10 protein-coding genes, 1 other RNA gene and 1 pseudogene are annotated in these 13,994 nt (G+C 25.7%); 4 read left to right on the forward strand and 8 right to left on the reverse strand.

Annotated features, from left to right (window positions below):
* A partial coding sequence (locus tag G534_RS0106525; RefSeq protein WP_027348341.1) for an IS3 family transposase occupies nt 1–246 on the forward strand: 246 nt, incomplete at its 5' end.
* A gap of 105 nt (nt 247–351) precedes the next feature.
* On the opposite strand, the gene G534_RS0106530 is transcribed toward G534_RS0106525, so the two are convergent.
* The 3 genes from G534_RS0106530 to G534_RS0106540 are packed head-to-tail and all read right to left on the reverse strand — an operon-like array spanning nt 352 to nt 8,334.
* Nucleotides 352–3,942, reverse strand: coding sequence for a UvrD-helicase domain-containing protein (locus G534_RS0106530; protein WP_027348406.1), 3,591 nt, complete (start codon nt 3,940–3,942; stop codon nt 352–354).
* Between the two features lies 1 nt (nt 3,943).
* Nucleotides 3,944–7,381, reverse strand: coding sequence for a PD-(D/E)XK nuclease family protein (locus G534_RS0106535; RefSeq protein WP_027348407.1), 3,438 nt, complete (start codon nt 7,379–7,381; stop codon nt 3,944–3,946).
* An 8-nt stretch (nt 7,382–7,389) separates the two neighbouring features.
* Nucleotides 7,390–8,334 carry an ROK family glucokinase gene (locus G534_RS0106540; protein WP_027348408.1) on the reverse strand — a complete coding sequence of 315 codons (945 nt, stop codon included), beginning with the start codon at nt 8,332–8,334 and terminating at the stop codon, nt 7,390–7,392.
* A 328-nt stretch (nt 8,335–8,662) separates the two neighbouring features.
* Here G534_RS0106540 and G534_RS0106545 point away from each other — a divergent pair, with 328 nt between their 5' ends.
* Nucleotides 8,663–9,190, forward strand: a complete 528-nt coding sequence (locus G534_RS0106545; protein ID WP_027348409.1) for a QueT transporter family protein — start codon at nt 8,663–8,665, stop codon at nt 9,188–9,190.
* A gap of 135 nt (nt 9,191–9,325) precedes the next feature.
* Here the strand turns inward: G534_RS0106545 and G534_RS08900 are convergent, their stop codons facing one another.
* The 4 genes from G534_RS08900 to G534_RS0106570 form a co-directional block, all read right to left on the reverse strand.
* On the reverse strand, nt 9,326–9,589 hold the full coding sequence (locus G534_RS08900) for a PTS sugar transporter subunit IIB (protein ID WP_027348410.1): 264 nt from the start codon (nt 9,587–9,589) through the stop codon (nt 9,326–9,328).
* Between the two features lie 128 nt (nt 9,590–9,717).
* Nucleotides 9,718–10,524: a barstar family protein gene (locus G534_RS08605; RefSeq protein WP_084510117.1), complete on the reverse strand. Its 807-nt coding sequence runs from the start codon at nt 10,522–10,524 to the stop codon at nt 9,718–9,720.
* An 8-nt stretch (nt 10,525–10,532) separates the two neighbouring features.
* Complete coding sequence (locus tag G534_RS0106560; protein WP_027348412.1) at nt 10,533–12,014, reverse strand: Mur ligase family protein; 1,482 nt, start codon at nt 12,012–12,014, stop codon at nt 10,533–10,535.
* Between the two features lie 63 nt (nt 12,015–12,077).
* The gene (locus tag G534_RS0106570; RefSeq protein ID WP_027348413.1) at nt 12,078–12,629 is read right to left on the reverse strand and encodes a ribonuclease domain-containing protein; all 552 of its coding nucleotides are present in this window, start codon (nt 12,627–12,629) and stop codon (nt 12,078–12,080) included.
* A 75-nt stretch (nt 12,630–12,704) separates the two neighbouring features.
* Between G534_RS0106570 and ssrA the strand changes: the two genes are divergently transcribed.
* Nucleotides 12,705–13,053, forward strand: a transfer-messenger RNA (tmRNA) gene (gene ssrA / locus G534_RS08610).
* Nucleotides 13,054–13,333: 280 nt separating this feature from the next.
* Nucleotides 13,334–13,524: pseudogene (locus tag G534_RS08860) on the forward strand (IS3 family transposase); the annotation flags it as partial.
* 291 nt (nt 13,525–13,815) lie between these two features.
* On the opposite strand, the gene G534_RS08620 reads toward G534_RS08860, so the two are convergent.
* Nucleotides 13,816–13,994 (reverse strand): transposase (locus G534_RS08620; RefSeq protein ID WP_205617668.1); only part of this gene is annotated, 179 nt, incomplete at its 5' end.

A 13,994-nucleotide genomic window follows, 5' to 3' on the forward strand; every position in this document is an offset into this window, starting at 1 on the left:
AGCAAATTAGAAAATAACGGAATTTTACAGAGTATGTCAAGAAAAGGAAATTGCTTAGATAATTCTCCTATGGAGAATTTTTTCGGAATATTAAAACAAGAAATTTACTATGGAAGAACATTTAAATCATTTAGCGAGCTAAAAAAAACGATTGAAGAATATATAAAATATTACAATGAAGATAGAATAAAGGAAAAACTTGGATATTTAAGTCCAGTTGAATACAGAAAATTAAATGCAGCTTAGCTGCGATTTCCCCTAGGGGAAATATTAGGACTACAAAAAACCAGAGACAAATATTTCTAAATGTCTCTGGTATAGAGTCCAACTTTTTGGGGTCACCTTATATCTCTATTTTTTACTTTTTATATAGGAAACTTTATCATGCATTATCCAATAAATAATCATATCTTTAACTTCCATATTAAACGCCTTTTCAAGACCTTCCCTATATAAATTCAATTGTTTTTCATATGATTTTTCATTGATTTTTTTATTAGACTTGAAATCTAGTATTGAGATTTTTCCATCTTCAATAAAATATAAATCAATCTGACCATCTACCAAAACCTCATGATTTCCTTCTATATATTTCATGGTAAATGATCTTTCCTTATATACTTTTTCCGCATTTAAAAGTCGATCAAACAATTCAGACTTAATAAAATTATCAAAATATCTAATATCAATCGATTCATATTCATTTTGGGAAATAAATCTTCTATTAACTAAATCTAATAAAAATTCTTCTATTTCTTTAGTATCCATTTCTCTAATTGGCAACAATTCAAATAGATAATGATATAAAATCCCTTTTTCTAATGAATCAGAGTTTGTATCTTGAATAAATTTCGGTTTCTTTTCTTCCATTTCAGTTTCTATATTCTCTATCGTAAGAACTTCGGGTTCTTTTAAGTCTGAGCTAGTATTATCATCCTTAGCAGATAATTCAGTTACTATTTTTTTATAGGGAACAGAAACCAAGGATCTATCATATTTAAATTTGAATATATCAGATAGATTACCATCATATTCTATTTCTTTATATTCCTCTGAATATTTTGTATTCTTCTTATTATTCAGATATTCATATATTTCTAAATCACTAATTAAATTTACATCTAAATTAATTTTCTCTTTTTCTCTAAAATATTTTAATTTATTTTTATCAACTTCACCATCAGTAAATATTTTGTCGTAAAAAACTTTATTTATCCAACTACAATAATTATTTAATTTATCAAAAGATTTATCTTCACTATTTATTTGGTTTACTGATGACACTAAGAATAAACTATTAACCGCCCTCGTCAAAGCTACATATAATATTCTTACTTCTTCGGATAATAACTCTTGAGATTTAAGGTCTTTGATATCATTATATAATCTTGATGCCGTTAATTCATAATCATTAGTATTTAATGTTTTTAAAGCAATACCTTTTTCATCATTTAATATTACTTTACTAACTAAATCACTAGTGTTAAACCTTGTTGCAAGACCACAAACAAATAGTGTATCAAACTCCAACCCTTTTGATTTGTGAATGGTCATAAGTCTAACTACATTATCCTTTTCTGATAGTTTCGCAATAGGTTCTCTTTCACTTAGGTTTCTTTTTGTTAATCTATCTATATATTTCATAAGTGATGTAAGCGTAAAAAATCTTTGCTGCTCAAGTTCCCCTATTTCTGAAATCAATAAATTTATTTCTTCAACTTTTTTATCTCCGTCATTTTTAGATAATACATAAGTCATAAATCCTGAGTCAACGAATACATACCACGCAAAATCTTTTAAAGACATTATTCTTGATAAATCTCTATATTTTTCCATTTTAGACTTATAAGAATTTATCTTACACAGAATATCCTCATCTACGTTTTTATTATTCTCATAATTATAGAAGCAATAATTAAAGGAATCTTCTTTATTATTACCTCTTATTTTGGCAAGTTCTTCATCACTAAACTTTTCAATACTTGATGTTAGAGCCGATAATAACGTAATATCCTCATTATCATTGTCAATAGCTTTCAATATCTCAATAAAAGACTTTACTTCGATATCCTCATATGAAAATCTACTTGATTCATAAAAATATGGTATGTCAAATTCAATTAAATTCTCTTTTACCTCATCTAAAATTGGTCTTGACCTTGCAATTACCGCAATATCTCCTGCACGTTTTCCATTCCTAATTAATTCTGAAATTCTCTTTGCTATAAATACTGCTTCTGCTCTATTTTCTAAAATATCATCATCTATATCAATATTTTCTTTGTAAGATTTTGATCCTGATTCTTGTAAAATATAATCAATCTCAATATGTGCTTTATTTTTATCATAATCATCTTCATCCAAACCAGCTCTTAGCCTATGATTTTCATTTTTATAATCAACATCACCTAAATCATTAGTCATTACTTCATCAAATATAATATTAATAAATCTAAGTAATTGTTCATGTGATCTAAAATTGTGATGAAGATCAATCGCTTCATATAAATCAGTAAGAGATTTATAGTCATTATATCTTTGTTTGAAAATTTTAGGATCTGCAAGTCTAAACTTATATATACTTTGCTTAATATCTCCTACAAAAAATAAATTATCTCCTCTTGAAATCTTATTTATAATTTCATCTTGTATATTATTAGCATCTTGATATTCATCAAAAAATATATACTTATATTTTTCTTTAATATCTTTAACCACTTCTTTATCTTCAAGCAATTTTAAAAGATAATGTTCAATATCGTTAAAATCAAGTGAATTTTGATTTTTCTTTACTTGTCCTAATTTTTTATCGTATAAAACTAAAACTCTATAAATAGTATCTAAACTCTCTCTCATTTGAACTGTAAATTCAATTTCTTGCTCTTGAGAAAATTCAAGTATCTTCATATTTTTTATGATTTTTCTGTAAGAATTAATTTTTGAACTAAAATATTCTTTTTCAGAAATATCAATATTATTTTCCTCTAAAAATTTAGCTCTTATACTAGGAAGCCTTTTAAAGTTCAAATCATTTATATTTTTAACTTCTTCATATGCATCTACTTTACTTAGTTCATCAATTATTTCTTCATCTAAAAGTATTGCATTTATATATTTTTCTTTTAAAACACTATCAGGCTCTTGTTTTAATGATTCGATTATTTTTCTTGCTGTTTCAATATTTTTATCTATTTCAAGTTTTGCATTATCTACAATTTTTTTTATAAATTCATCTTTATTTGATTCACTATCAAAATATTTTTTGTTAGGTATTTTTTCTATATTCTCTTTTAACCACTCAAATGGACTTAATTGAGATTGTATAAAATTATAGATATTGAATAGCATATTCATAAGTGAAGTATCATCATACTTATTAGAATACAATGACACTAATCTTTGAAATTCATAATCATCGTTTGAATATAATTCTTGAAATATGTCACTCATAGTCTCCCATTGCATTATCTCAAGTCTTGAATCTGTTAATAACTTAAAATTAGGATTTAATCCTAGCTTGTAAAAATATTTTCTAAGTATATTTATACCAAATGAATGCATAGTAGAAATTTGAGCATTCACCGTTTTATTGTATTGTCCCAAATAAAACTTTTGAATCTTGGAATATTCATTATCTGAAATTTCAATATTTTTTTCTTTTAAATCAAATTTTATTTTTTTAGGCTTTTCATATAATGCTTTTCTAATACGATCTTTCATCTCAAAAGCTGCTTTATTTGTAAATGTCACTATAAGAAAATTATCTATATCAATTCCATTATCTAATTGTCTTTCTTTTTCAATAAGTTCAATAATTCGTCTGGTAAGTACAAACGTCTTACCAGCACCAGCTTGAGCCGACACTATAATATTTTTCATGGTGCTAATATCTAATGCTCTCGCTTGTTCTGGCTTAAGTTTTTTCACTTTTTCCTTTGACATATTACTCTCCAAACTTTTCTTTTATCTCATCCCATGAATATTTTTCAAGATTTCTATAACTTAACTTTCCTTCATCTTTATGAATTGTCGTATAATTGCTGAATTTATCTGATTTAAATGAACCAAATTTATAAGGTTGTAAATCTATAACCCCATCCAATAGACGCTCAATAGATTTAATTACATTATCTTCATTTTTCTTTATTAACTTTTCAAAAAAGTTTTCCGAAACTACATTATTTTTATCTTTAAATGCAGATTTTCTACCTTCATAATTATATTGTTCAGATTTTACATATTGTTTTTCATCTAAGGCTTCACTATCTATATAATTATAAAGATCTATATCATCATTTATTATTCCTGACAATTTGTATGCCTTGAGTTTATCACTATTAGAATCTAAATTTATTTGTTTCATACCAATAATATCTAAATCATCTCTTAATTTTTGATAGAAAACTCCCAGAGGTTTTGAATCTTTATTTTGATTTAATACAGCATTAAGATATAGAAGTAGCTGCATATCTACTCCAGCATATATTTTCCCTATTTCGAATTCTTTATTACCTGTTTTATAATCTATTATTCTAAAATATTTTCTGCCATTGTAATTAAATACATCAATTCTATCAATTTTCCCTTCAATTAGTATTTTCCTACCATCAATATCAACTTCTATAGCATCTATAACATCATCAGCTTCTGATCTTCTTTTTCGATATTCTTTTTCTAGCATAAAATCATCTACATGAGTTATAGATAATTGCCTGTCAATTATTTTAGAATATTGATTTGCATTTCTCTCCATTTGATTTATAAAGAATTGATTCTTATCATCTTCAATTTTAAAATCATCAATTGTATTATTTATAGCTTCATAAAATATTTCTTTTGATTCTTTTTCAATTGATTTTAAATATCTATTTTCAAAATAGTCCTTCATATAATTATGAAGGATATTTCCAATATCTAAAGCTGATATATCATAAGTATTATGCTCTCTTGGTTTTAATCCATATTTAATAAAATGGTCATATGGGTTAGAATTAAATTCCTCTAATTGACTTACCGAAAATTTATTAGTATTAAAAATCATATTTACCGTATCTTTGCTAAGCTTTTTCCTTGTATAATCTGCTTTTGTTAATTCGATAGCATTTGTAATATCTGAAAAATTATCTTTATTGGATTTTATTTCTGAAATTAAGTATTCAAGATCTTTTTTTTCTTTTTTATCCAATAATCCTTGTTTTGACTCTCTTAATTTATGAGGTACATATTTTTGTAATATTGTTTTAGAGTAGATATAATCATTCTCGTCAATATCTTTTTCATAGATATTTTCTTCTTTAATTATTTCTTTTATACTATCAACTAATGAAGCACTATTCATGCCTTCATTTGAACTATTTATCAAACTATAACTAAAATCAATATACTTATTACTAGTGTAAAGTAATTCATAAAATGATAATAGATTATTGCTATTAATGGTTTCCTTAATACTAGTAATATCAATGTTTGTAGTAAAGATTTCACTATCCAAATTTATTAACTCTTCTTTTTCTTCATCTGATAATAAATCTGATCTTTCAATTGTGATTGGATAATATAGATTTGACATTCCTAAGACAAATAATTTCTTAACTTTATTAAATCTTGATCTTAAAGGATCACCAATTACAATCTGGTCTTTACTAGGTGGAATTATACCAACTTTAAAATTATCAATGGATGCAAAAAGTATATCTGACAATATATTTAAATTAAAACTTTCTCCAAATTCCACATTATATAATTCATCAAGAGTATCTATAAATCTTTCCCAAATTATTTTATTTTCTTCAATCAATTCTTCTTTATTTTCAAAATTAATACTTTCCTTATAATTTTCATAACCATTTGACAGATATTCATTTGTTAATAATGCATAAACATATTTAACATAATCTTTCATATCTAATTTTTTATCTTTAATGATTGTATCTTTTAATCCTGGAATTTCCAGTATTATTTCTCTTAATATATTTAATACTTCCTTAACTTGCTCTAGTTTTATATCATCTTCTTTTTCATATCTTGTATTATTTTCTTTTCTTTTTTGTTTTTGGAAATATTTATCGTCAAATATCATACTTCCTGAAATTCTTCTTCTTTCAATAAATGATTGAAAAGCTTCGATTTTTTCTTCTTCAATTGATAAAAATGAATATTTAAGAAAATCTATTATTGATATTTGAGATAATTTTGAATCTAACAAGGAAATACCTGCTTTAATATTTTTTATCATGGCATTATCAAGCAAGGATCTATTTTCATCAAGGAAAAATGGTATTTCATTAAGTTTAAATAGACGTTTTATAATTGGATAATATTCCTGCGAATTGGTGACTAATATAGCCATATCATTAAATCTATTTCCTTCTCTTATAAATTTATTGATTTCAATAACTATATTTTCAACTTCTTCTTCTGTATTTTTAGTTCTTCTAAGTGAAATATTTGAAACTTTCTTATTAGAATTTTTAAATTTTTTTGAAACTTCATCCAAGTCAAATGAAAATACATTGTCTAAAAACTTTTCTATTTCATTACAATCATCATCTTTTTTATTGTTAGATATGAATTCTATATTATTTTCAAACTCATCTCTTTGTAGACTTTGAATAAATTTTTCTGAAATAGAAAATACATCACTATCTTTTACCAGATAATCTTCAAACTTATCATTTTTAGGCATAATTAATCTATCATCGATGCTGATATTTAAAATTGTCTCTTTAGAAATTTTATTTATTTCCGATAGAATTTTTAATTCTTTTCTGGACATATCATGAAATCTATATATGTAAAAATTAATATCCCTAAAATATTCCATATTTCCTATATTTTTTATTGCAATATCTTCCATTGATTCAACAGAAAAATCGGAATTTGTAAGTAATTGGGTATATGATTTCAATAATATTAATACATCTGAAAGTTTATTCTTTAATTCTTTAGAGATATTACCAAGTTCAATGATTTTTTCAATTTCATCAATCCCATAATCATTTTTATTCATTTCTTCAATGAAATTTAGTAAAATTTCAACAAATTCTTTATCATAAATATTTTTATTGAACACATTTAATTCATTTTTATTCTGTAAAAGTACTGACTGTAATATTATAAATTTAGTGGAATCGGATACAAATTTATATCCTCTTCCACCAATCTTATGTAATATTTCTTTTATAATCGACTTAAAACTTTTAATTCTTAAATTAAATGTTGATTCAATATCTAATTTATCATAGGCTTCTATCTCAGTACCCAAAGTAAACTGCTCTGGAACTATGATATATACCATTTCATTATTATTTAATTTTTCTCTTATAGAGTTATAAAAAACTTTCTTATTTTGTTCTAAATGTCTTGAAAGTATAAGCTTCATATGAATTCCTAACTAATTATTAATTTCGCTGCCCCATACATTCCCGCATCATTACCTAATTCTGCAATCTTGAAAATTACATCTCTCGTTACTGAAAAAGCAACATCTTTATAAGATGCTTTAACCTTATCTAATAAATAATCTCCTGCATTAGATACTCCACCACCTATTACAAACATTTCTGGATCTACTATTGCAGAAAGTATACCTAGTCCCCTTGCTAAATGATTTGCATAATCATCAACTATATCTTCTGCTACTTTATCACCTTCTTGTGCATATTCAAATATAACTCTTGCATCAATATTGTCTACTTCTCTTAATTTTGAACTATCATCATGTTCAAAAAGATAATTTGTAGCACTATGTTCAAGTCCGGTTGCTGAAGCTACAAGTTCAAAACATCTATCTCCTCCACAGCCGCACTTTCTTTGCATTGGATTTTCTAGCATTGGCATATGCCCAACTTCGCCACCTGAACCAGTTGTCCCTGAAACAATTTTCCCATCAATAACGATTCCACCACCAACTCCTGTACCAAGTGTAATCATCACCAAATTATTTACATATTCTCCTGCACCTTTCCATAATTCTCCAAGTGCAGCAACATTTGCATCATTTTCAACTAAGACTTTAGCATTTAGTCTTGGTTCTAAATATTCTTTTACATGAGTAGGCTCTCTCCAGCCTAGGTTTACAGCTGTTTTTACAATACTTTTATTAAGTATTGGACCTGGTATCCCTATACCAACTCCTTCAAAATTTTCTTCGCTTAACTCAAATTTTTCAATCATCTTTTTTAGATGCATTTCTAAATCAGATAAAATTGTTTCTCCATCATTTTCTGTATGTGTTGGAATACTAGATTTATTTATTAATTCTCCATCAGAAGTGAATAAACCAAATTTCATACTTCTTCCACCAATATCCACTCCAATTACATATTTTTTCATACTATCTCCTCTAATATTAAAATTTTTCCATTTATATTTACAATTACTCAAGTTAAAATTCCAAATAATTACATATCTTAAATATAGTGAAACTCTATTTTTAAGTTCTTTATCCATAAAATATCAATGGTTATATCATAACTATTATATCAGTTTATGATTATGTTTTCATTTAATTTTCAACTAAATAATTTATTAAATATATAAAGTTTATAAAATATATAGTTCAAAAATCTTGAAGTTTATATAATATTTAGCTATACTAATTAAGTATATGTTTTATACAAAGTGTTTACTTGGCACCCACTAAAAAAATCAAGGAGGACAAATGAAAAAAATATCATTAGAACAATTGTCAAGACAAGCTATTATCGCAGCTTTATATGTTGCTTTAACTTTATCCGTAGCTCCTGTAGCATATGGAGCTATACAATTTCGTTATTCTGAAATTCTAAATTTATTGGCATTTTTTAATCCAATAAACGCAATCGGTGTTACACTTGGAGTGTTTATATCTAATTTTTGGTCACCATTAGGAATGTTCGATATAATATTTGGAACATTACACACTGCAATTTCCCTATATTTCATATCAAAAAGTAGAAATTTATTAATTGCATCAATATGGCCAACAGTATTTTCATTTATTATAGGATATGAACTTTCATTTTTAGCCGGATTTGGTTCATTTTGGTTAATGACAATACAAGTTATGGCTTCAGAATTTATAATTATGACAATAATATCTGTTCCAATATTTAAATTATTAAAGAATAATAAAGCATTTATGAATGCTATTGGAGCTTATAGAGAAGATAAATCTTTATTCAATAAAAATAAGCCCGCTGAAATTTAATAAAATTTATAGAATTATAGCGAATCTTTATGATTCGCTATTTTTTTATAAACATATTCAAAATTTAAATTCGTAGATTTAAATAAAAAATACCACAAATCAATTGATTTGTAGTATTTTTTAAACAATATTCAATTATTTATTAGCATTTGTTAATTTTAGTTTATTTAAAAATACATCTGCAAGTTCTGAAGTTCTTGGTCCTAATATTATTTGAACTTGTGATCCAAATGGAACTATACCAATAACTCCTTCGATTTTCTTTAATTCTTCATTATTTATTAGATTTTTATCTTTTACACTAACTCTAACTCTTGTATTACAATTGGAAACAGATTCAATATTGTCCATTCCGCCAAGATTTTCTAAAAGTGTTAATGTTAAATCTGATGTACTCATATTGCCTCCAAATTTATTTATACTTCTTTTTGTTAAAAAAATGTAACGAATAAAACCGTTTTTATAAATACGATTTTACATATAATACAACTTAAAATCTTTCTTGTCAAGTTTTTTTTCCGCTAAAATTAGCTGTTTTCCATGTTAGCCTTTGCATTATTAACATATTTTTTAGCGTTTCTTATATTATCTTCAATTTCTTCTTCAGTAAGCTTTCTAATAACTTTACCAGGGACACCTATAACAAGTGACCCTTCTGGTATGATTTTATCCTTTGAAACAAGTGCATTTGCAGCTATTATACTATTTTTACCTATTACTGCATTATCTAATATTGTAGCCCCCATTCCAATAATTACATTATCTTCAATGATTGCGCCATGGACTATAGCACTATGCCCTACGGTAACATTTTCTCCAATTATTACTTTTGAATTTTCTGATAAATGGATAACTGCATTATCTTGAACATTGGAATTTTTGCCAATTTCAATTTGGTTTTCATCAGCTCTAAGTGTTGCATTATACCAAATATTTACATTCTCATGTAAAACTACATCTCCAAGTATCCTAGCTCCTTCTGCAATATATACAGTATCATCTATTTTGGGAGTTTTATTATATATTGTTTTTATTGTGATGTCTTTTAAATTTGAGCCATATTTTATCTCATCACTTTCTATAAAATTAATATTATAATTTTCTATTTTTTCTAAATCTTTAAATAAATCAATAATTTTATTACCATATACTCCAAGATTTTTCTCGAAATATTTATAATTATAAATGGCTATATTTAATTCATTTTTCTCAGTCAATAAATCCCATAATGAATCCAGATTATTACCGTAATAATCTGGAAAACTAAATAAATGTTTCATTTCATTATGAAAATTTTCTTTTGATAAAATATTTTTCGCATCTATTTTAATCATTTTTATTCCTATTCTTTGGGATTATTTTTATTATAATCATTTATTAGTCTAGTTGCAGCTTGTAAGTCAGATTCAATCTCAATATATTCACCTTTAACTGATTGATATCTCTCATCTCCCTTTCCAGCAATAAATAATATAGTCTTTTCTCCAAAAGTTCTAAATGCTTTTTCTAATCCATCCACTCTTGTTTCAAATTCTTCATATGGAATATCCCATGTAAAATTCTTGATTAAACTATCATATATATCTCTTAATTCTTCATAATTTGGTTCAATTGGAATTAAATAAATATAGTCTGAATTATTACTTACAACAACAGCTGATTCTTTTCTTCTGTTGAAAGCTTTACTTCCTCTTGCACTGAATAATGTAACTATTTTATAATCAGGGAACTTTTCTTTGAGCATTTCAAAGTTTTTAGTGAAACTTAATTCATTGTGAGCATAGTCTACAAATATTGTCTTTTTCCCATCTTCGGATATTAGCAAATTACTTCTTCCAGGAATCACAATATTTCTAAATACTTCTTTAGCATATTTATAATCAATTCCAAAATGTTTAAGTACTAATAATGCACATGCTGCATTCACACTATTAAATTTACCAATCATATTTAATTCAAAATCATTTTCATCAAATGTAAATTTAGTAAGTCCATCTTCAAATCTCAAATTCGTTATATTGTAGTCAGCAGGATGTTCAGCAGCAAATGATACAGAATTCATATCTTTTAATTTATTTTCTATCCTATCTAGATGATCTGTATCTCTGCAGTACAAAATTTTATTTGCAATGTCTGCAAGTTTTAATTTAGAATCAACATAGTCTTCAACTGTTGGATGTTCATTTGGAGCTATATGATCTCTGCCAATTGTAACTATTCCAGCTATATCAAAATTAATGCCAGCAACTCTATCATATTTTAATGATTGTGAAGAAACTTCTATTACGATATATTTTAATCCTGAATTATATGCATTATATAAATTTCTATTAAGCTCAATTGCTTCAGGAGTTGATAAATGTGATTCATATTCATTCACCCCATCAAAAGTATAAGTAGTAGAAATAATTCCCGCTGGTTTTTCACCATGATCTTTTGCATATAAATCTAATGATTCTTTAATTAAAGTAACTGTAGTTGTCTTTCCTTTTGTTGCAGTTACCCCTATTAAATTTAATTTCTTATCTGGATAATCAAAGAAAAATCTAGCAACTATATACATTGCTTTTCTAATATCCTTAACAATTATATAAGGTACATCGCAATCATATTTTTCTTTAGAGATATATGAATTTGCTCCCCTATTTATTGCATCTTCCAAATATTTAACGTCAAAATGGATTCCCTTGCAAAAAAACAGAGTATTTTTAACAACATTTCTAGAATCATAATTAATATCTTCAATTTCTAAATTTATATCTGACGCTTCTACAAGTAATTTATTTTCTTTTAAAATTTCAACAATTTCACTAAATTTTTTCATATTTCCTCTTTATTTATTCTTGATAAATTTCTATTTATTATTATATCATATCTATAAGTGTGATTATTCATATAAAATCTCAAAGCTATCATAATGGTCTCCTGTGTAATATATTACTTTACCATCCTTAGTATATACCAATCTTTCAGCTCCTCTATAGCCTCCATTATAGTTTACATCAGCTTCAAAATACTTATCATCAGGTAAATTACCTTCACGATTTGAAAATCTATCTCCCCCAATTACACCTTTATCTGTTACATCCCAAAGATTTCCTTTAGATGAATCCCAGCCTAATTTTTTAGCTTTAGATTTTGTTAAATAATTAGGTGGTAACTCTCCATATAAATGCAAATAAAGGGCTACGTCATCTTTAGTGTAATAATTATTATTTTTAATAACTTTTGAACTATCTGGATTTTCTATATTCGTTTCTGTTTCTACAGATTTTAAATCTTTACCATCTTCGTTTGTCTCATTTAATGATGTCTCTATTGATATATTTTTTTTATTATCAGGATTATCATTTTTTATTACAAATATATAATATAATCCAGTAATTAAAAGTAATATACTTATATAGAAAACGATAGTTTTCATATTTTTTTTATTCATATTCTACCTTCCTATTTTATTAGATTATACACAATCTTGACAATCTTGTCATATATTTATATACTATATTGACACGGGAGTGTTTTGGTTTCGACAGGGTTTTGGAACAAGAATAAGCATGTGGAAGGGCATACTTCCTAAAAATAGCAAATTAAATTTAAACGCAGAAGATAATAACTTCGCTTTAGCAGCTTAATAGCTGCTTTATGCTACTTAGTAGAACCTACGGCTACTAACTAGTATCATTATTTAGTAGGAAACCTATTTAACAAAGCTTTGAGTTAAATACGGATTTTATGAAGCTACTGATTTAGAAGTTTTGTTAATTAACGACTAAATTGGGAATAAAAAAAATTAACTAAACATGTAGAAATTTCTTCGGAAGATGCTTTGGACGCGAGTTCGACTCTCGCCACTTCCACCATAGGTGTTTTATGCAGTGTTTATAAATGTTGAAAATTAGCTATTATCGTTGTTATATCAACATTTCATCAATTTTCACTAAACCTAATAGAGCATAATAAAACACAATAAAAAATAAAAAAATGTAGCCAATTTGTAGCCAATTTAGATTGTGATACTAAAAAAAAGGGAATGTATAAACATTCTCTTTTTATTTTATTTAAACAATGAATAAATATTCCTATCAATCCTTATATCAAGATTGTAAATATAAAAACTGCCTCATTGTTATGATTATTTAAAATAAAAAAGTACATAGACTAATCCAAAAGCTAAAACTTCAATTTACAAACTTTGCACTCAAATCAAGAAAATACTACTCATACAAAGGAACGGTGGATAAAGTAGGACCAAACAGGATAAAAAAAGATTTAATACTTCTATAGTACATCAGAAAATCACTACAGATACAAGTGAATTCAAATACTATGAAGTCGATAAATCAGAAAATACTAAAGTTGAATATCTTTACCTAATTTCGATGTGTCCCCATCAATCTCAATTGTAATCCCTCTAATTTGTTTTCCTTCCATACTTACCTCTTTTAAAACAAAAGGTGGTGTTGCAGATTAGTTAGATTTAGTCTACACACCACCTTTTTTCTTAAATATCTAAATTTAGACATTACAGTCTAGTCTTAAATTTTTGATTTTTCAAAATTTTATATATAGACACCTAAAAATAGGCTCACTTAATAAAGCTATGCTTTTTTACAAATATTTTTCTAAGCAGCTTTATATTTTATTATTTCTAAATTGTTTTTCATTATCTTTGATGATAATTTATTTAAGTTTAAGGCTATTGATAAAAGGTTTATTTCACTTCTTACATTTAGTTTTCCTGTATGATTAAATCTATTGTATGATAAACCATCTTTTATTTTAGAAAAGGCCCCTTCAGATT

Origin of the sequence: Helcococcus sueciensis DSM 17243, assembly GCF_000423145.1 — a bacterium.
GTDB lineage: Bacteria > Bacillota > Clostridia > Tissierellales > Peptoniphilaceae > Helcococcus > Helcococcus sueciensis.

Coding starts and splice junctions, on each gene's coding strand:
- G534_RS0106530 (WP_027348406.1), bottom strand. CDS start 3,942: ATGTCAAAGGAAAAAGTGAAAAAACTTAAGCCAGAACAAGCGAGAGCA.
- G534_RS0106535 (WP_027348407.1), bottom strand. CDS start 7,381: ATGAAGCTTATACTTTCAAGACATTTAGAACAAAATAAGAAAGTTTTT.
- G534_RS0106540 (WP_027348408.1), bottom strand. CDS start 8,334: ATGAAAAAATATGTAATTGGAGTGGATATTGGTGGAAGAAGTATGAAA.
- G534_RS0106545 (WP_027348409.1), top strand. CDS start 8,663: ATGAAAAAAATATCATTAGAACAATTGTCAAGACAAGCTATTATCGCA.
- G534_RS08900 (WP_027348410.1), bottom strand. CDS start 9,589: ATGAGTACATCAGATTTAACATTAACACTTTTAGAAAATCTTGGCGGA.
- G534_RS08605 (WP_084510117.1), bottom strand. CDS start 10,524: ATGATTAAAATAGATGCGAAAAATATTTTATCAAAAGAAAATTTTCAT.
- G534_RS0106560 (WP_027348412.1), bottom strand. CDS start 12,014: ATGAAAAAATTTAGTGAAATTGTTGAAATTTTAAAAGAAAATAAATTA.
- G534_RS0106570 (WP_027348413.1), bottom strand. CDS start 12,629: ATGAATAAAAAAAATATGAAAACTATCGTTTTCTATATAAGTATATTA.